The organism is Olsenella sp. CU969, assembly GCF_905219715.1.
Classification (GTDB): Bacteria; Actinomycetota; Coriobacteriia; order Coriobacteriales; family Atopobiaceae; genus Granulimonas; species Granulimonas faecalis.
The window spans coordinates 1-19618 of the sequence record NZ_CAJMXC010000027.1 but is presented as its reverse complement, the minus strand read 5'-3'; the positions used below and the strand labels follow the sequence as shown (position 1 = coordinate 19618).

The window sequence follows — 19618 nt, the reverse complement described above, 5'->3', positions numbered from 1 at the left end:
TGCCTGGCGGTGGGGGCCACCCTCAGGCCGGGCATCGACACGGTGCTCGACCTCGTGGGCTTCGAGGGGCTCCTCCGTGGCACCGACCTCGTGGTCACCGGCGAGGGACGGCTCGACGCCCAGACCGCCCACGGCAAGGTGGTCTCGGGCGTGGCGGCGGCGTCCCGGCGGGCGGGCGTGCCCTGCGTGGCCGTGGCGGGGTCGGTGGACGAGGGCTACCGTCCGGGCGACATCCCCGGCCTCGCCGCCGCGGTGTCCTGCGTTACGAGGTTGGAACCCCTGGAGCGGGTGCTCGCCCATGCTGAGGAGAACTNTGCCTCCGCGGCGGACCGCCTCTTCTCGCTCCTGACCATCGACCTCCCGTGACGGCGGGCTGGTGGCAGCGGCCGGGTTTTGACAGGCTCTCGCGCTCCTTACAGCCCGTTTGACAGAAGGTGGTCGCGTAGATAGGGGACCGCAAAGGTGAGCCTGCCGCGTCCGGCCTGCTCCACCACGCCGGCGTCGAGGAGCCTCCTGCGGTACTTCTGGGCGTAGTCGGGGGTGACCCCGAGGCGCTCGGCGACGTCGCCGATGCGGCTCGACCCCTCGTCNGGGGCCATGGCCGTGAGGAAGTCGACGTCGCGGTCGGAGAGGGCGCGCAGCGTCGTCTCGCAGACGTCGTTCTCAAAGTCTGCCTGCGAGGAGGCAGCCGCGCTCTCAAGGATATCCGGTGTGAGCTCGCCGCCGGGCTGCAGGCGGATGGCTATGTTGTGCCCCAGGAGCTGCATGAGGTACGCGGACCCCTGTGACGCCTCTGCCGCCTGGCGCGTCATGGGGCCGGCGCTCGCGATTCCGAGCTCGCGGAACGCATCCTCGTAGAACGCCTCCACGTCGCCGATGGGGATGGCGGGGAGGGGGAGCTTCCGGGCGCGGTTGAGGAAGGTGAGGACGCGGTCGTTGAGGGTCGCGGAGACGGCGCCGGGGAGCCCCGCCATCACGATGGCGNCGTCGAGGCCCTGGCCGACCAGTTCCTGGTACACGGAGACCAGCTGACGGACCTCCGGGGAGTTGGCCTGAAGCTCGTCGATGAGGATGAGGGAGCCCCTGCCGAGCTCGCTCAGCCTTNGCACGGTCTGGGTGAGACGGTGCTCGGGGCTGGCCACGGTCGGAGCATCCTTGGAAAACTGGACCCCGACGGAGAAGCCGAGCGCCCCGATGCTGCCGCCCGAGATGCGGGCGTGGTCGTCACCCTCGACGTACCTGCCGGCGTCTGCCTGCAGTTTCTCGACGATCCTGTCGAGCATCCCCTCGGAGGGGATCGTGGGGNTGGCGACGNTCCAGCCGCGGGCGCGGGCCCGTTCGGCGAGCTCCCAGAGGAGGACGGTCTTGCCGCTGCCCCGTTGGCCGAGCATGACGATGGAACGCTCCCTGCTGCCGGGGGCGGAGTCGAGACCGGCGAGCATCGTCCCGATCTGGGGTTCCCGACCCACCAGTTGGGACGGGCGGTTGCCAAACGAGGGGGCGAAAATCGTGTCTATGGTCATTCATCCTCCTCACCTGCAGTTTTCCTTTTTTTCCTATTTTTTCCTTTTTTTCCTATTCGTCAAGCGGGCCGTCGCTGCGCGGGCTGGGAGCCGCCATGGGCGGGCGCTGCCGTCCCGGTCGTGCCACTCCTCGCGCAGCGCGTAGGGGACGGCACCCACCAGCACCATGTCCCCGCGACGGCTACAATCCCCCCAAACCCCGACGGATGGGAGTCGCCATGGAGCCGGACCGTGTTCTCGTAGACGTAGACGCCCTGCGCGCGTACCTGCTCGACTACTGCGGCACGGCCATGTTCTCCGGCTTTCCCGCGGCACTGCTGGACGTGGCCGACGTGGACGGCGCGAGCCCCGAGGAGCTTGTCTCCATCGCGGAGCGCCTGGGCGTGGACCCGGCGCGGTTCGCGGTGGGGGAGTGAGGGGCGCCGGCCTCCGCCCCCCGCCAGCGACCGGTCCCTTACTTGAGCGTTGGAATTGTTTCTGCTCGGCGCACCATGGCCCATAGCGCGGGCCCCGGCGTGGTCTATACTCAAACGGCAAACAACCTTAAAGAATGGATTCNTGCCTAAACAGGCCTTGCGAGGGGGATGCGGTGTCTGAGACCGTGATTTTGACGAACGGGGGGGGGCGCTCCNGGCCTAACCGCTACAACGGAGCCATAACCAGGGAGCAGTACCTCTTCCGCGAGCTGGTCGTTGCGGCCCGCATGCTGCAGGACGACCCCGACCCCGCCGCCGTTCTCGAGCGCATCGTCTCTACCAACGCTTTCGGCTACCCCACGGAGCGCGAGCTGCGCTCCATAGGCCGCGCCTGCCTGCGCCGCCTCGTGGCCCTCTCCGGCGACCCGTCCCTCCGCGCCTCCCTTGTCGACCTCCTCCTCAACGGCATAGCCTCCCAGCGTCATCAAGTGGCGCTCTACGCCATGGCCCGCGATAACCGGCTGGTGGAGGAGTTCCTCGTCAACGTGGTGGCCGAGAAGCGACGCGCTTTGGACCCCTCCCTCACCCGCCGTGACATCGTGACCTTCCTCGAGGGCCTGTGCGGCCAGGACGCCGTGGTGGCCTCGTGGTCGGACGCCACGCTCAACAAGATCCGCCAGGTGCTCGCCAAGTCCCTCGAGGAGTCGGGTCTCTACGACCGCAAGGAGGAGCGCCTGGCCCCCGTTCTGGCGGACCCCGAGCTCTCGCGCCTCATGGGCCTCAACGACGACGGTCGCCTCATCCCCGCCTTCGGGGAGGTGATCTAGGTGCCCCGGACCATGGCCACAGACATCACCGCCGCCTTCAGCGGCCTGCNCGAGCGCCTGGACAGCGNGGACTTTCTCCTTGGCCGCGGCCTTGCCAACGAAGTGGCGCTCTACATCCTGCCCTACGACCCCGCCCGGGAGAACGAGGTGCGGGCCAAGACGGCCGATCTGGTGGCGGACTCCCAGGCCGGCAAGCTCCGCGCCGCGGTGCACGAGGCCAACCTCTGGCGCATCTTCGAGCAGATAAGCACCGAGCCCCGGGACGTCTTGTCCAAGTANGCCCAGCTGGAGGAGCGCCGCGGGTCCGAGGCCCTGCTCGATCGCATTCAAAAGCGCAACGGTCCCGAGGACCACGTAGCCGCCATGGGCAGTGAGCCCCACGAACCCGNCAGGGACGTCCTCNTCATAACCGGCGTGGGCCAGGTCTACCCGTTCATACGGGCCCACCAGGTGCTGAGCGCGGTGCAGCCCGTGATCTCCAACGTGCCTGTGGTCATGCTCTACCCCGGCGCCTACGACGGGCAGTCTCTCAAGCTGTTCAACTGTTTTATTGACGATAATTACTATCGTGCGTTCTCGCTGCTCTAGGATGGTTTTGCCATGCAGATCAAAGACATGTTCGCAAAGTCCATCGACCGCAACATCGAGGGCCTGGTCAAGGTGGACCAAGACTCCGCCCCCGTGGTGCGCNAGGAGCTCGAGGAGTACGTGGTCACCCGGGAGGTCGCCGGCCTCCTGGCCTCGTTCTACGACAAGTACGAGGCCGCCATCGACAGCCCCAACGACAAGATCGGCGTCTGGATCTCTGGCTTCTTTGGCTCCGGTAAGTCGCACTTCCTCAAGATGCTCTCGTACCTGCTGTCCAACCGCTCCGTAGACGGCACGCCGGCCATCGACTTCTTCAAAGGCAAGCTGGAAGACTCCATGGTCGAGGCCCGCATGAGGCGCGTGGCCGACAAGACCTGCGGCGAGACCATCCTCTTCAACATCGAGGACAAGCGGGTGGGCGCCAAGGACGCCGGTGCCATCACCCGCACCTTCGCCCGCGTCTTCGCGGACCACCGCGGTTTCTACGGCGAGGACNCCACGCTGNCGCGNCTGGAGGNCTACATCGAGAAGCAGGGCAAGACAGAGGCTTTCCGCGCTTCTTTCGAGGAGGTGGCCGGCGAGCCCTGGGTGGACGCCCGCCCCGACTACGAGTTCAACCNGGAGGACGTCGTTGACGCCCTTGCCAACTCCGGCGTCATGACCCGCGGCGAGGCCGAGGATTGGTTTGCCAACCGCGTGAACGTGCGCGGCACGGCGGACGAGGTGGGTTCCGTTGACTCCCTCACCACAGAGATCTGTGCCTACGCCGAGCGCCGCGAGCGCGAGTTGGGCCGTCCCTTCCGCCTGGTGTTCATGATCGACGAGGTGGGGCAGTTCATCGGCGACAACACCGACCTCATGCTCAGCCTCCAGACCATCGTGGAGTCCCTGGGCGTCAAGGGCGGCGGCCGCGTGTGGGTGATGGTCACCAGCCAGGAGGCCATCGACGAGGTCACCAAGGTGGCGGGCAACGACTTCTCCAAGATCCAGGGGCGCTTTGACACCCGTCTCTCGCTCTCCAGCTCCGGTGTGGACGAGGTCATCCAGCGNCGCATCCTGGAGAAGACGCCCNGCGCCAGGCAGGTGCTCGAGGCCGAGTACGCCGAGGACGCCTCCGTTCTGGCAAACCTCTTCACCTTCAAGGACGCCACGGCCGACCTCAAGGGATTCCGCTCGGCCGACGAGTTCTCGCGCTCGTTCCCGTTCCCCAGCTACCAGTTCCGCATCGCCCAGCGGGCCATGAGCGAGATCCGCAAGCACGGCAGCTCGGGCAAGCACCTCTCCAGCGGTGAGCGCTCCATGATCAGCGGCTTCAAGGAGACGGCCNAGGCCGTCAAGGCCNAGGACCAGCGCNTGCTCGTGCCGTTCTGGCGCTTCTACGACACCCTGGCCACCTTCATGGAGAGCCATATCCGNCANGTGATCGACCGCGCCGATGAGGCCGCCAGGGTAGGGGAGGGCCTGGAGCCCAGGGACGTGGAGGTGCTCAAGCTCCTGTATCTGGTGCTCTACGTGGACGACGTACCCTCCAACCTTGAGAACCTCGTGGTGATGATGACGTCGTCCATTGACGAGGACCGTATGGCTCTGCGTGCCTCCGTGGCCGAGTCCCTGGACCGCCTGGTCAAGGAGAACTACGTGGGCCGCATGGGCGACACTTACCGGTTCCTCACCGACGACGAGCAGGAGATCGCCCGTCAGATAGCGCGCGAGGAGCCCGACAACGGCACCATGGTCAACGCCATCGGCGACGCCCTCTTCAACCGGATCTTCGAGGACACCAAGGTCTCCATGGGTGTGAACTCCTTCCCGGTGGAGAAGCGCNTGGACGGCATCCGTATACAGGGCAACCCCGGTGGCCTGCTGTTTGAGGTGCGCAGCCCCATCTCCGAGGCCATGCCCCGCGGGCAGCTGCTCCTCGACTCCAGCGGCCAGGCCATCCTGGTGCTCCCCGAGGACGCCCCCTATTGGGACAGGCTGTACCGCGCCGCCCAGATCGACTCCTACATCAAGAAGAACTACGGAGCCCTCAGCCCCAACGAGAGGAAGATCGTCCAGGCCAGNCAGGAGGAGTCTGCGGACCTCAAGAAAGAGGCGCAGTCCGAGATGTTCACGGCGGTGGCCAACGGCGCCCTCTACGTGAACGGCGAGGAGATCCAGAACCAGGGCATGGCCGCGAGCAAGCGCATCGACGACGCCCTCAGACGCCTGGTGGCTTCCGTTTACGACAAGCTCGGCCTCATCCAGAGCACGGCGCAGGACGACTCCAGCATCACAGAGCTCTTGCACAACCCCCTCACCACGGACGGCGACCAAGGAAACCCCGAGGCCGTGCAGGCCATGGGCAACTACCTCACCGGCAGAAAGCGCAACCACATCAAGACCACCATGGAGGACGTCCAGAAGACGTTCCAGGACAGGCCCTACGGTTGGCGCGAGGTGGACGTGGCCGCCACCATGGCCCGCCTCATCGCCGCCAAAGACGTGGAGGTGCGCGTTGCCGGCGCGGTGCTGGCACCCACNGACCCCNAGCTGCCGGGCTACCTCCGCAAGCCCAAGCTCACCTCCAAAGCCGCGGTGGGCGTCCGCGAGCGGGTGACCGAGAGCACCCTCGCCCGTTCCCGCGACGTCATCGTCACGCTGTGCAGGCCGAGCTTCTCCCTCCCTCTTGAGGAGGACGCCCTGCACAAGGGCGCCCAGGAGGAGCTCGAGGGGCTGCTGGGCACCCTTGAGGGTTGGCTTGGCAATGAGTACCGGAGAAACCCCGGCTACCCCGGGCACAGCACCGTGGCCGACGCCAAGAACACCGTCAAGGGGCTGCTGGACCTCGCCACATCTCCCAGCGACTTCTTGCAGGCCATCGCNAAGCGCGATACCGAGCTCGAGGACCTTGCAGAGGACCTCGAGGATGTGAGGACGTTCTTCAACGGGCAGGCTCCGCTGTGGGACAGGGCGTCCAAGCTCGCCGGCGACAGCGACGAGCGCGACTACCTGGAGTACGAGCCCTCAGTTGCCGGGGCCTACAAGACCCAGGACGANGTCCTGGGAAGCCGTAACCCCTACGGACGCATCAAGGACCTTGCCGACCCCATGCAGATGGTCGAGCGCGCCCATGAGGAGGCGGTCGCACAGAAGCGCGAGGAGCTCGATCGGTTTGTGGCCGGCATCTTCTCGGACGTCGAGGACTACGCCCACGAGAAGGGCGCGAGGCTGTCCGACATCGCTCAGCAGCGCACGTCGTTTGAGGGCCAGGTGCGGGGGAGCAGCTCACTCGTGGCGCTGGATGCCTTGAAGACGCGTGTGACCAACGCCCAGAACCACCTCATGGCCGATGTGGACCGCGAGTACGGGCGCATCAACACCCCCAAGGCGCCTACGGGCCGCATCAACAAGGAGAACCCGTCCGAGACGGCAAAGCGGGCGCCCGCGCCCGCGGCCCCTCCCAAGCCCAAGGCAAAGGNGGTCCCAAGGGCGGAGGCCTTTCAGCCGGCCCTGCTGGAGTCTGTGGAGGATATCGATTCCTACATCAATAAGGTTCGCAATCGTCTGATGCAGAGGCTGGCCGACGCGAACGGCCCCATCCGTCTCTCCTAGTCCGCCTGGAGGCAATGCTGTGGATACCTCGTCCCTCGAGAAGTTTGCCCTTGCCGCCCGCCACGCCCTGGAGGAGGGCGTGGCCCAGCGGCTCTACGCCCTGGCGCTGGATGACGACGGCCGGCGGGAGTCCCCCGCCGGCAGCGACGTCGTGCGCGGCCGGGTGCTGTCCAGCCAGGAGCGGGCCTGGCGCGACGTGCTCCTGGCCGTAATCGATGAGGAGGGCCTCGCCGCCTTCTCCTCGCGCATGGCTTACACGTGGTTCAACCGCCTGCTGGCCATCCGGTACATGGAGGTGCACGGCTTCTTGCCGTGCCGCATGCGCATGCTCTCAAACGCGGAGGGCGCCTTTGAGCCCGAGGTCCTCGCCCGGCCCTTCGAGGTGGAGATGGAGGGGCTCGATGCGGGGGAGGTGGCCGCCCTCGTTGCCTCCGGCGACGACGAGGCGCTCTTCCGCTGCTTCCTGCTGGCCCAGGTGAACGAGCTGGCCGCCATGATGCCGCAGGTGTTTGGCGAGGTGGGGGCGGTGGAGTCGCTCACCCTGCCCGGCAACCTGCTGTCCCGGAACGACGGCAACGCCGTGTACCTCGCGGTGCGGGACCTCCCGGAGCACCCCGTGGACGGGGAGGGGGAGCCCCTCCAGAGCGTCTGGCGGCCCAAGGACGAGGACGGGGACGCCGACCCCACGGAGGTCCTCGGCTGGCNCTACCAGTTCTACAACGCCGAGGCCAAGCAGGAATTCTTTGACTCCAAACGCAAGGCCACCGAGGAGGACCTGCCCGCGGCCACACAGCTCTTCACCCCGCGCTGGATCGTGCGCTACCTGGTGGAGAACTCCCTGGGACGCCTGTGGCTGGAGTCCCGCCCAGGCTCGCGCCTCAAGGAGANGATGNCCTACTATGTGGCNCCCGAGGAAGGGGAGGGGGGCGGTTCTCCCGCCGGGCCGGTCTCTGCCGAGTCNATCACCCTGTGCGACCCGGCGGCAGGTTCCGGCCACATGCTTGGTTACGCCTTTGAGCTCTTGTGCGCCATGTACGAGGAGGAGGGCTACCGCCCCCGCGNCGTGCCCGCCCTCATCCTCGAGAAGAACCTACAGGGGTTTGAGGTCGATCCCAGGGCGGCCCAGATTGCGGCCTTCCGCCTGCTCATGCTGGGCCGCGAGCAGGATCGCCGGATGCTCTCCCGCGGAGTGGAGCCCAAGATCACGGTCTTTGGGGACGTGCGCTTTGAGGACGGCCCCCTGGAGATGACGGCCCTGGAGGAGGGCCCCGACCTGCGCGACGTGCTGGCCCACCTGGGGGAGGTGGGGAGCCTCTGGCGTCCCACGGAGGGTGACGTGGCGNCCCTGCGCACCACGGCCGCCCAGCTCNCCGACGACGACATCTTTGAGCGGGGCGCCAAGGTGCACGTGGGGCGGGCCCTGACCTACGCCGACGTCCTCTCCCAGGCCTTCGACGTGGTGGTGACCAACCCGCCGTACATGGGGAGCTTCAAGTTCAACTCGTGGATGTCCGAGTGGATCAAGCGGAATTGCCCGGACGTGAAGAGCGATCTGTGCACCTGCTTCATTGAGCGGACCATGGGCATGCTAGTGCCCAAGGGTTACGCGGCTCTGGCTACCTCAAATTCATGGATGTTCCTGTCCTCTTTTGAGAAGNTCAGGAATCGCATCATCGATGGATTTGACATAGAAACCCTTGTGCAGCTTTCCGTTCACGGCTTCAAGGGTATCGCCGCCCAGGTCATGGCGTTCGTGATTAGCGAAGGCTATACCGGAGCGAAGGGTGGTTACATCAGGTTGAACGACTTTGACCATCATTCGCTGCAGGAGCCAAAGACGCTCGAGGCCATTCAGAACCCCGACTGCGGCTGGCTCNACCGCGCCGACGCCTCCCGCTTCCACGAAATCCCCGGCAGCCCCATCGCCTATTGGGCGAGCGACGCGATCCTCGGTGTGTTCGAAGACGGTGAAGCTCTATCTACGGTCNGCCGGCCGCGACAGGGACTTAAAACGGGAAAGAATGACTTGTTCCTTCGCATGTGGTGNGAGGTCTCAGTCAATCAGTCGGACTATAACTGCTCGTCAATCCAAGAGTCGGTTTCCTCGGGAGCACGGTGGTTTCCGTATAACAAAGGAGGCGACTTTAGGAAGTGGTATGGCAACAACGACTATGTCGTTGACTGGGAGGCTGACGGCAGGCGAATACGTGGATTTACGGACGCCCGTGGTAAGCTTCTTTCTAGACCGCAAAATACCGATACTTATTTCGCTCCTTCAATTACTTGGTCTAATATTTCGGTCGGGTCTATTGCTTTTCGCTACAAACCTGCCGTGCATNTTTATGACGGTGTCGGGCCAAGCATTTTTTCCAAAGAGTCTGATCTGGACTATTTACAGGCGGCCTTGAATAGTTCATCAATTTTATCTATTTCGTCGATTCTATCTCCGACACTCACCTTCGAGGTGGGCCAAGTGGCAAGTTATCCCGTAATTGTGGACGAGGATAATCGACCAAGNGNCGCATCGCTTGTCNGAGAGCTCCGGNATGAGTCAAAGGAAGACTGGGACTCCCAAGAGACATCCTGGGACTTTCGGCGGAATCCAATGGTGTAGCCATGAACACTGAAGCTGATGCAAGGAAGTGGNNATTAAAAGAGAGGACAGTCAAGAATGCAGTAAAAGATTCGAGGATTCGATTTAGTCGTGATTTGAATGGAGCNNTCGTTATCCCGGATGACGAATTAGCCCCCATTCCAAAACGGGTGATACAGAGCTTGATTCAATCTGTGTATGAATATAAGAACAACAACCTAATCGATTTGAGCGGGCTACAACCGAGTCAACGCGAGAGTATCTTCTCCGCGATGAGGCAGCTGGAATGGCGAGGCTATCTTGCTGGTATCGGCGAGTGTTCTTCGCTCCCTGTGCTTTTTGAAAGCGTGGTTGTCACAAATAAAGGGAGAGACTTGGCCATGGCGAAGCCTCTCCCCGGTTCGTTCGCTAAGACAATTAGAGAAAAATCTCTCCTTATAGCAATAACTCTTATAGAGAAATATCTTGTCAAGTAGGGAGGCGTTCTAATGTCCCTTGTCNCTGACAAATACNNCGCCCTCAAGGCCGGGGTCAACGACCGCTTCGACCGCCTCAAAGCCAATGAGGANGAGCTCAACCGCATCTTCGCCAAAATCTATCATATGGAGGGCGAGGTCCCCATCGAGGTGGAGGACAAGTACGTCTCCGTGGCGCGGATCTTCGACACCGAGGATGAGATTCCGGAGTCCTTCAAGGGCAACAAGTACGTGCGCACCAAGCGGGATGAGATTATCTCCCTCATCTCCTACGCCGTGGGTTGCATGTTCGGCCGCTGGTCCCTGGACAAGGACGGCCTCATCCTGGCGGATGCCGGCTCCACCGTGGAGGACTACCTGGCCAAGTTGGCAGAGGACGGCGTGGCCGAGCCCACGTGGANGCCCGACGCCACCAACGTGCTCCCCATCACCGACGACGTCTACTTTGAGGACGACCTCGCCTCCCAGCTCTTTCGCTGGGTGGAGACCGTCTACGGCAAGGACTCCCTGGAGGAGAANCTCGCCTTCATTGCGAANGCCCTCAAGCCGGACGCCAGGGCCACCCCGCGCGACGTCATCCGCGAGTACCTCATCAAGGAGTTCTACAAGGACCACCTCTCCACCTACAAGAAGCGGCCCATCTACTGGCAGCTGGACTCCGGCAAGAAGAACGGCTTCAAGGCCCTCTTCTACCTGCACCGTTACCGCCCGGACCTTCTGGCCCGCGTGCGCACCGAGTACGTGCACCCACAGCAGCAGCGCTTCCGCGCGCGGCTGGATGCGCTTGACTCCGAGCTCTCCTCCGCCACGCCCAAGGAGAAGGCCCGCATCAACAAGGAGCGCAAGAAGGTGGAGGCCCAGGCCGCAGAGCTCGCCGTCTGGGAGGAGGCCCTGCACCACGCGGCGGACCAGATGGTGGAGCTTGACCTGGACGACGGCGTGAAGGTGAACTACGCCAAGCTGCAGGAAGCCGCCCGGGGCGAGGGCATGCCCAAGAAGGTGAACCTGCTCACGCCCATCAAGTAACGGCTGCCGCGGTTAGAAACAGAGGGAACCAGTGGAGATCGCAGAGATACGGGACAGGCTCGTGGAGCTGTTCGAGGGCCGCCACACGGAGGGCACGGCCCCCACGGTCGTGGTCTGGCACGACCCCGACCGCAACTTCGAGGATGTCCTCGACCAGGTGGAACTGCTCGGTGTCACGGTGATCCGGGAGGAGCGCGACCACCTCTTTGAGCTCAAGCGCCGCCTCAACGACGAGCTGTCAGAACAGGACGTCCTGGTCTGGCGTCCCCGCGAGCACAACCTGGAGGGAGACTGGCTCGCCGATGTCGAGGCTCGGGCCACCCCCTTCTCGGCCGATGCCGTGTCCATGATCCTCCAGGACCTCAACGCCGCGGCCACCCGCGAGCTCAGGGACTTCGTGCGCGCGCATGGCAAGGCCCTCGCCGCCAAGAACACGGCCAAGCGTCTCAAGGAGGTNGCCGGCTCATACGGCTCAGCCCAGGAGTTGGAGGCCGCCCTCGTGGCGGCGCTTCTGGGGTCGGGCGCTGAGCCCGAGGCCTCGTCCATCGTGCGTGCGCTCCTCGTGGCCGATGGGGACCGTCTGGAGAAAGCCCTCAAGAAGCNCAAGCGCCACGCCATGGACGGCGCGCTCCAGCGCATGGTGGGGGAGTGGACNGGCNANACCNGGGACCTCNCCNNCACGGNCGCCCTGGGTAAGCGCCTGCTCACCGGCGCCCTTGCGGCAGCCCTGGGCGCCGACGCCTCCGCCGAGATGGCGGCGGTGGTCACCCCGGAGCAGGCGGCCATGGCCATGGACGTCTTCCGCCAGTGGGTGGCCTCCGGCAAAGACGTCGACGTGCTGGACGACCTCGTGGACCGCTTTTCAGACCCCGGTGTCCGCGGCTTTTTGGAGGGCCTGCCCTACGACGTCCTCCTCAACGTGGACGTGCTGCCCGTGGTGGACGAGGTGCTTCTCAACCGCGTCTTCTTTTTGGNGTTGGCGGGCACCGACGACTTCCGCGCCATCGAGCACCTGGTGCAGGTCCGCCAGGGCACGGCGTGGTACGGGCGGTTTGAGGGCTACTACTCTGTGCTGGCGGCCATCGCGGCCATGCTCGCGTGGTGGCGCGACAACCCCGGCTTTGCGGAGGCGGCGGACGCCAAGGCGGTGTGGAAGCGCTACACCGAGACCCTCTGGAAGATGGACGGCCTCTACCGGCGCCTGATCGGCCACGCGGCCAGGACCTCCCTCGACTACGTGGACGCGGTGGACGACCTCTGCCGGGACGCCGTCCGNCTCATGGAGGCCCGCTACAAGGAGGAGTTTCTCGTCCCGCTGGACAGGCGCTGGATGGCGGCGGCCGGCAAGGACTTTGAGAGTCGCGGCTACGTGGACGGCATCGACCGCTCCTNCCACTTCTTCCTCCCCGACGGCGCGGACGACAGGCGCCGGTGCGTGGTCGTCTCCGACGCCCTGCGCTACGAGGTGGCCCAGGAGCTCGCCGACCGCGTGGGCCGGGAGACCGTCTGGGAGGTGGACATGGGCGCCATGCAGGCTCAGTTTCCCACGGTCACCTCCGTGAACATGGCCGCCCTGCTGCCCCATACGACCTTTGTCTTTGCGGAGGACGGCGAGGACGGCTTCAAGGTGCTGGTGGACGGTGTCCAGGCCAGGGACCGCGGGCTGCGCCAGAACGTCCTGCGCGGGAGCTGCCCCTCGGGCCTGTGCGTGGGCTACGAGGACTACATGTCCCGTGGCCGAGACGAGCGCAAGGGGCTCGTCGGCGACGCCAAGGTGGTGTACGTCTACCACAACGCCATCGACGCCACGGGGNATCGCGCCCCNANNGAGAACGACGCCTTCCAGGCCTGCGACCGCGCGGTGGACGAGCTCTTTGCCCTCGTGAAGCGGTTGGGCGCCGACTACCCCTCCGCCAGGATCACCGTGACGGCCGACCACGGCTTCCTCTACACCCGCGNCCCCCTGGACTCCGCGGACTCCGTCCCGGTCTCTGACGTGGTGGAGGGCTCCGTCGTGGGGTCGGGGCGGCGCTACGTGGTGGCCGAGAAGCCCGTGGAGGCTCCCCAGCTGCAGCATGTGAGCCTGGACCACCTGTCCGGCGGCCGCCTCGTGGGTCTCACGCCCCACGGCTGCGTGCGCTTTGCCCAGCCCGGCGCCGGCGGCAACTTTGTCCATGGCGGCCTGTCCCTGCAGGAGGTCTGCGTGCCCAGGCTGACGGTCACGGCCAGGCGCCGGGGCTCCAAGGGCGCCCAGGAGCCCACGGCCGCCGCGCTGGAGCTGGTGAGCCCCCTCTCCGTCATGAGCAACACCATCGTCAACCTGAAGCTCCGGCAGACGGAGGCCGTGGGCCCCAAGGTACGCCCCGCCACCTACNAGGTGTACGTGGCCGATGCCTNCCACACGCCCATCACCGACGTCTGCATCGTGGTGGCCGACCGCGAGTCCGCCGAGCCCTGCGACCGCACCTTCACCGCGCGCCTCACCCTGAGGCCCGGCGCCCCCAACGAGGCGGACGGCTGCAGCATCGTGGCCAGAGAGGCCCGGGGCGACGTCCTGGTGCTGCAGCCCGACCTCAAGGTGCGCACATTTGGCGCCGGCGTGGACTTTGGTTTCTAGACCCGAGAAAGACGACGACCCTACCTGGGAGTGGTGATAACAGTGGCAGACGAGTGGGACGACGTGTTCGACGACAGCGACCTCGACGACGGGGAGGGCTTCTCCGGCCCCTGGGACGTCGCGCCCCCCGAGCCCCTGGACGACGAGCCCGCCGACGACGAGGAGGTCGTGCGCTCCTACGTGCTCGACGAGCTCGACCGCAAGGTGGTGGAGTGCTTCCCAGGCAAGGTGGTGCGCAAGGACCTCACGGCCATGATGNGCCGCGGCACCAACATCCCCGTCTACGTGCTCGAGTACCTCTTGGGCATGTACTGCACCACGGAGGACCCCGACGCCCTGGAAGAGGGCATCGGGCGCATCCGCAAGATCCTCGACGAGAACTACGTGCGCCCCGACGAGTCCGAGCTCATCAAGTCGAAGATCCGCGAGCACGGCCAGTACACCGTCATCGACAAGCTCGGGATCACCTACGACGAGTACGAGGACGTCTACATCGGCAAGTTCTCCNACCTGGGTATCCGGCCGTTCTCCGTGCCCTCGGAGTACCCGGACCGCTATAACAAGCTGCTACTGGGCGGCATCTGGTGCATCTCCCGCATAATCTACGCGCCCATGTCCGAGGAGGACGAGGACGGCGTCTGGGGCGACGCCCCGGCCAAGTCCAAGAAGAAGGGCAGGCGCAAGGCCAACGACCCGCGCAACTCGCCTTTCTNCCTGGCGAGCCTCACGCCCATCCAGATGCCCANCCTCGACCTCGACGACATCGTCGCCCAACGCCGGCGCTTCACCACCGAGGAGTGGAAGGAGATGCTGCTGCGCTCCGGCGGCTACGAGCCCTCCGAGCTCACGGACCGAGAGCGCATGCACTTCCTCGAGCGCATGGTGCCCCTCATCGAGCGCAACTACAACCTGGTGGAGCTGGGGCCCCGCGGCACCGGCAAGTCGCACCTGTACAAGGAGGTCTCTCCCTACGCGGTGCTTATCTCGGGCGGGCAGACCACCACGGCCAACCTCTTTGGCCGCATCAACCCCAGCGTCTACTCCAACCAGGCCTACGGCCTGCTGAGCCTGTGGGACTGCTGCACCTTCGACGAGGTGGCCGGCATGCGCTTCAAGGACGTCAACCTCATCCAGACGCTCAAGGACTACATGGCGTCGGGCTCCTACGTGCGCGGCCGGAGCGAGGTCAACGCCGACGCCTCGCTGGTCTTTGAGGGCAACATCAACGACACCGTGGCCAACATCCTCAAGACCACCCACCTCTTTGAGCCGTTCCCGCCCGAGTTCAACAACGACAGCGCCTTCTTCGACCGCATCCACTGCTACCTGCCCGGCTGGGAGATCCCCAAGATGCGCTCGTCGCTGCTCACGCGGCGCTTCGGCCTCATCACCGACTGCCTGGCCGAGTTCTTCCACGCCATGCGGGGCAAGGACTTCACCCACCACATCGACCGCTTCTTCACCCTCAACGACTGCTTCAACCAGCGCGACGAGGTGGCCGTGCGCAAGACCTTCTCGGGCCTTGCCAAGCTGGTGCACCCCGACGGCGAGATGACCAAGGACGACGTGCGGGAGCTGCTCGACTACGCCATCGAGGGGAGACGTCGCGTGAAGGAGCAGCTCAAGACCATGGCCGGCATCGAGTTCATCGACGTGGGGCTGGGGTACCGCGNCAACGAGACGGGCCTTTCCACGATCGTCGCCGTGCCCGAGCAGGCCGAGGGGTCACTGGTGCCCGAGGGTACCCTTCCGCCGGGCCATGTCTTCTCCGTNGGTGCCANCGCCAGCGGCGAGCAGGCCGNCTACAAGCTGGAGAACAAAGCCGTGCAGGGTGGGTTCGACTTCAGGGTGGAAGGCGTGGGCTACAGCAAGGACGTCCGGGAGTCCCTGCAGGCGGCGTTTGACAACTTCAACAACTGCGGCANCCGGCTCGTCCCGGGTATGGACATCGCCGCCTACGACTACCTGCTGTTCTTCAACGACGTCCAGGGCAAGGGCCTCTCCAGCGAGTGCTCCCTGGCCGAGTTCGTGGGGCTGTGCTCCGCGGCCGCCGGCAGACCTGTGACGGCCCAGACCGTGGTGCCGGGCGTCGTGCGCCTCTCGGGCACCATGGACGAGCTGCGCGACCTGGAGGACATCTTCCGGGTGGCCAAGAACGCCGGTGCCAAGAGGATCCTGCTGCCCAACTCGTCCATCGCCGCTCTGCAGACGGTGCCGGCGGACCTGCTCAACGGCATCTCGCCNTCGTTCTACCCGGACGGGGACATGCTGGCAGCGGCCCGACTGGCCCTCNACCTCTGAACCACCGTCCCACCACCCGGACACTTTTGTCCCAATGGTCGGGCACTTTTGTCCCANAACGCGAACTGGAGGGGGCGCGGACGAGGAGGCGCGCGCGGATGCCGGCGGCCTGACCGAGGCTGCACGGGCCATTGCCGACTCCCTCATGGACTAGGGGCAGCTGGCGGATCTCTGGCGGCGCCTGAGGCAGGTCGAGGAGGAGATCGGGTAGGCGCAAGGAGCCTTGTTTCCCGTCGGCCGCCCGTCCCCGTGGCGCCACGGGCGCAAACGGCGTAATTTGCAGTCTCAAAACGGCGTATTTTGCTGTGCGAGAAGGGCGTGTTTTGTAACCTGCATTTCTGACCAGCGTTTTGTCGGTAAGAGNGTGTGGGATAAGGGGCGANCATCATGGCAGGCAACGACCGGGCGGCAAGCGGTTTCCTCGTCCCGCAGGGTCACGCCCCANGCGCTTCTGAGGGACGTGCAGACGCTCGGCCTGCTCTTTGAGAACTTGGTGGCGCGAGACCTCCTGGTCTTCCTGTCCACCTATCGCGGGCTGGGGAACCGACTCTCCTACTATCGGGACGAGAAGGGCCTGGAGGTCGACTTCATCGTGGAGGGCGCCGGCGCCTGGGGTGCCGTCGAGGTGAAGCTGAGCGACCTTAAGGCCGACGACGGTGCCCGCAACCTCCTCCGCCTGCGCAAGAAAGTGTTGGCCAACGGCGCGGCCCGGAACCTGGAGCCGGCGTTCATGGCGGTGGTTGTGGGCCGGGNCNCAGNGNCNTGNCGCCGCGACGACGGTGTGTACGTGATCCCGGTGGCGACGTTGGGCGCCTAGCCGCNGGGGTGCTGGTTGGGTGACTCGGGCGCCCGGTAGAACTTCGCCGGTCTGGGCCACCGCGGGATGTTTGAGGAAAGGGGGGGCCTGTGTCGAGCGCCTCGGTGTGGGCCTCTTTTGTCTTGACCTTTCGTGTGCGCCATGAGGAGGGCGACGTCCAAGGGGGTCAAGACATCTTCTATGGTTATCTTTCAGCTAAAATTATAAAAACAGGAGTCAAGGGAGAACCATGGGAGAGATTCAAAGCTACGGTCCCGACCGCCTCGACCCCGCCCAGGGTGGTCCGCTCGATCTTGGGAGCCTGCTCGACAAGGCCGGCGCCCAGGCCAACCGGGTCCTGTCCCGTGTGGTCGACGTCATCCAGCCCGTGCTTCTGGCCGATGGCGGTGACGACGTGCGCTACGTAGTGGACATGCCCGAGAAGATNCGCCGCGCGNTCAAGAACGGCGATNTCAAGTTCGACCGCGATAAGCAGGGAAGACCCTACGCGCAGCTTCGCGTGAACGGCNAGTACGGCAAGAANTTCCCCATCAAGGAGGAGGCCGTCGAGGGCGTAGATCCCGCGCAGGTGGCCGTCGCGGCTCAGATGGCTGCGGTAAAGGAGCAGTTGGAAAGCATCGCCCGNACCCTCAACGATATCGGNGNGGAGGTGTCNCTGGTGGNCGAGGGTCAGCGCACCGACCGCGAAGCTCTGTGTGAGTCCGGTGAGTCGCTCATGCTCCAGGCCGTCGCCGCCACCGACCATGGCTTCAAACGTCTGCTCATGGCCCAGGCCGTCAAGTCGTTGAGTGACGGCAAGGCCCAGATGGAGAAGGACTTCCAGACCCATGTGCGGGCCCTTGAGGCCGGGTTTGACGGCAAGGGCGGCAAGACCAGGGTTCAAAAGATCGGTGAGACCATGGACCTTCTCCACCGCGACTTCTCCGGAATCCACCAGGCCACAGCGCTCATGGTGGCGGCGTATTTCCAAGTGGGGGAGACGGGGGCCATGCTCGAGGCCGTGCGCTCCTACGGACGGTTCATCGAGGGAGCGGTCGTGCCCAACCAGGCGCTCATAGCCGACTACGACATCAAGGACACCAAACTCGTGGGTGGTGTCNGGGAGACCAGGGCCAAGGCCCTGTCTGACATCCAATCCGTGGGTGGCAGGGCCCTCCCGGCCGACTGCNTCATGGNGCTTCTCGAGGAGGGGGATGACGAGGATGGCGAGTAAGGACAAGCGTGNCAAGGGATGCCCGAACGAGGCGTGCGAGTGCAACAAGAAGAAGCGGCTCTACAAGGCCGACGACCGCTACTGCGTGAAGTGCGGCAGCGAGCTCTTGTGGGTGTGCCGCCGTTGNTTTAGGCGCTTGCATNNCGACGACCCGTCTNAGTNGCTGTGCCGTGTTTGTCAGGCGGAACATGAAGATCTTATCCAGAAGGTGAAGAAGGGCGGCGGTGCCATCGTGGGCGGTGTCGGCACGGTGGTTACCGGGGGAGCCATCGTGGCTCAGAAGTACGGCCCGCAGATTGCCGGGGGAGCCGCCAAGGTGGCGGGCGCAGCCAGCAGAATCTTAAAGCACTAAATGGGTTTTGTCGTGCGAGCAGGGCCGGGAGGGTCGCAACCGCGATTTTCCCGGCCCTGCTCGCTCTGGCCGGCGTATGAGCGTCTTTGGGATGGGGCGGGGGTAGATGGGTGCTGCGCCATCCCTCACTCCCGCTCCCCGTGGAGCACCTCCCAGAGCCACTGGCCCTCCGCGGAGAGGTCCTCCCTCTCAAAGCCGCTGGTCTTGGCACATCCCGCCTTGAACAGCGCCGACGACTCGTCCTTGTTCGACAGGTTCCAGCACACGAAGCTCACGTCGAGGGAGTCCATGAGGTCCACCCACGCGTCGGCCGACGCCAGNTCCACCGCCCCCGACCCGCTGGCGTCGCACACGCCGAACTCGCTCACAAACACCGGCAGCCCCGCCTCTACGGCCCCCTGCAGCCGGTCGCGCAGGTCCTGCTGGTGGGTGGCGGCGTAGAAGTGCAGCGCGTACATCACGTTGTCAAAGGCCAGGGGCTCGGCGGCGGCCTTGTCCACCTCCTGGGACCACGTGGGCGTGCCCACGATCACCACCACGCCGGGCGCGTGCTCGCGTATGACCGGGATCACCTCGTTGGCGTAGCGCCTCACGTCGTCCCACGATGTGTCGCCGTTGGGCTCGTTGCAGATCTCGTAGATCACGTTGGGGCGGTCCCCCAGCCGCTCGGCCATCCTCCCAAAGAAGTCCTTGGCCTCGTCCAGGTGGGCGTTGGGGTCGCCCTCGGCGAGCACGTGCCAGTCCACGATGGCGTAGAGGTCCGCCTCGGCGGCCGCCTCCACGCCCGCCGCCACGAGGTCCTCCAGCCGCCCCCGGTCGCCGTCGGTGCAGTAGCCGCCGCTCTCCTCGGTGTACATCGCCAGGCGCACCACGCTGGCGCCCCAGTCGCTGCGGAGCTCCTTGAAAAGGGTCTCGTTCACATAGTCGGGGTACCAGGCCAGGCCGTGGGTGCTCACGCCCCGCAGCTGCACCGGCCGGCCGTCCTCGCCCACAAGGCGGCTCCCCTCCACGCGGAGCTCCCCGGTGACGGAGGGCGCCGCGTCCCGGGCCTCCCGGTCTCCCTGCGCGTGGGCGCCCTCGTCTTCCGTGGGCGCGGCGGCAGGGGCATCCTCGGCGGGGTCCTGGCTGACGGGCGGCTCCGACGGGGCGGGGCAGGCCGCCAGCCCCAGGCAGAGGCACATCCCAAGGGCCACGGCAACTGCGCGCAACGGGATCCTGACGGTCATGGCGCTCCTCTCTGCAGGGTTCTGCACAAAGGTTACAGGTGCCTTGTGC

The 19618-nt window shown here is 65.5% G+C and carries 11 protein-coding genes and 1 pseudogene; 10 read left to right on the top strand and 2 right to left on the bottom strand.

What is annotated here, in order from left to right; genetic code table 11:
* Positions 1-366 (top strand): glycerate kinase (locus JX283_RS04465; RefSeq protein WP_204829517.1); only part of this gene is annotated, 366 nt, incomplete at its 5' end.
* Positions 367-413: 47 nt separating this feature from the next.
* Here JX283_RS04465 and JX283_RS04460 read toward each other — a convergent pair.
* Positions 414-1523: an AAA family ATPase gene (locus JX283_RS04460; RefSeq protein ID WP_204829516.1), complete on the bottom strand. Its 1110-nt coding sequence runs from the start codon at positions 1521-1523 to the stop codon at positions 414-416.
* 218 nt (positions 1524-1741) lie between these two features.
* Between JX283_RS04460 and JX283_RS04455 the strand changes: the two genes are divergently transcribed.
* The 9 genes and pseudogenes from JX283_RS04455 (at position 1742) to JX283_RS08440 (ending at position 16778) form a co-directional block, all read left to right on the top strand.
* Positions 1742-1939 carry a hypothetical protein gene (locus tag JX283_RS04455; RefSeq protein WP_204407323.1) on the top strand — a complete coding sequence of 66 codons (198 nt, stop codon included), beginning with the start codon at positions 1742-1744 and terminating at the stop codon, positions 1937-1939.
* 173 nt (positions 1940-2112) lie between these two features.
* The gene (locus JX283_RS04450; protein WP_370583409.1) at positions 2113-2766 is read left to right on the top strand and encodes a DUF1819 family protein; all 654 of its coding nucleotides are present in this window, start codon (positions 2113-2115) and stop codon (positions 2764-2766) included.
* A gap of 12 nt (positions 2767-2778) precedes the next feature.
* Complete coding sequence (locus tag JX283_RS04445; RefSeq protein WP_204829514.1) at positions 2779-3354, top strand: DUF1788 domain-containing protein; 576 nt, start codon at positions 2779-2781, stop codon at positions 3352-3354.
* A 12-nt stretch (positions 3355-3366) separates the two neighbouring features.
* On the top strand, positions 3367-6948 hold the full coding sequence (gene brxC, locus JX283_RS04440) for a BREX system P-loop protein BrxC (RefSeq protein WP_204829513.1): 3582 nt from the start codon (positions 3367-3369) through the stop codon (positions 6946-6948).
* A 19-nt stretch (positions 6949-6967) separates the two neighbouring features.
* Entirely contained in the window at positions 6968-9562 is a 2595-nt protein-coding gene (pglX, locus tag JX283_RS04435; protein WP_204829512.1) for a BREX-1 system adenine-specific DNA-methyltransferase PglX, read from the top strand.
* Between the two features lie 467 nt (positions 9563-10029).
* Positions 10030-11043, top strand: coding sequence for a hypothetical protein (locus JX283_RS04430; RefSeq protein WP_204829511.1), 1014 nt, complete (start codon positions 10030-10032; stop codon positions 11041-11043).
* Positions 11044-11074: 31 nt separating this feature from the next.
* Positions 11075-13660, top strand: coding sequence for a BREX-1 system phosphatase PglZ type A (pglZ, locus tag JX283_RS04425; protein ID WP_204829510.1), 2586 nt, complete (start codon positions 11075-11077; stop codon positions 13658-13660).
* A gap of 42 nt (positions 13661-13702) precedes the next feature.
* Positions 13703-15961 (top strand): protease Lon-related BREX system protein BrxL, encoded by a 2259-nt coding sequence (brxL, locus tag JX283_RS04420; RefSeq protein WP_239652465.1) that lies wholly within the window; start codon positions 13703-13705, stop codon positions 15959-15961.
* Between the two features lie 364 nt (positions 15962-16325).
* A pseudogene (locus tag JX283_RS08440) lies at positions 16326-16778 on the top strand (DUF4143 domain-containing protein).
* 1690 nt (positions 16779-18468) lie between these two features.
* Here JX283_RS08440 and JX283_RS04410 read toward each other — a convergent pair.
* The gene (locus tag JX283_RS04410) at positions 18469-19569 is read right to left on the bottom strand and encodes a glycoside hydrolase family 5 protein (RefSeq protein WP_204829509.1); all 1101 of its coding nucleotides are present in this window, start codon (positions 19567-19569) and stop codon (positions 18469-18471) included.
* Positions 19570-19618: the final 49 nt, after the last annotated feature.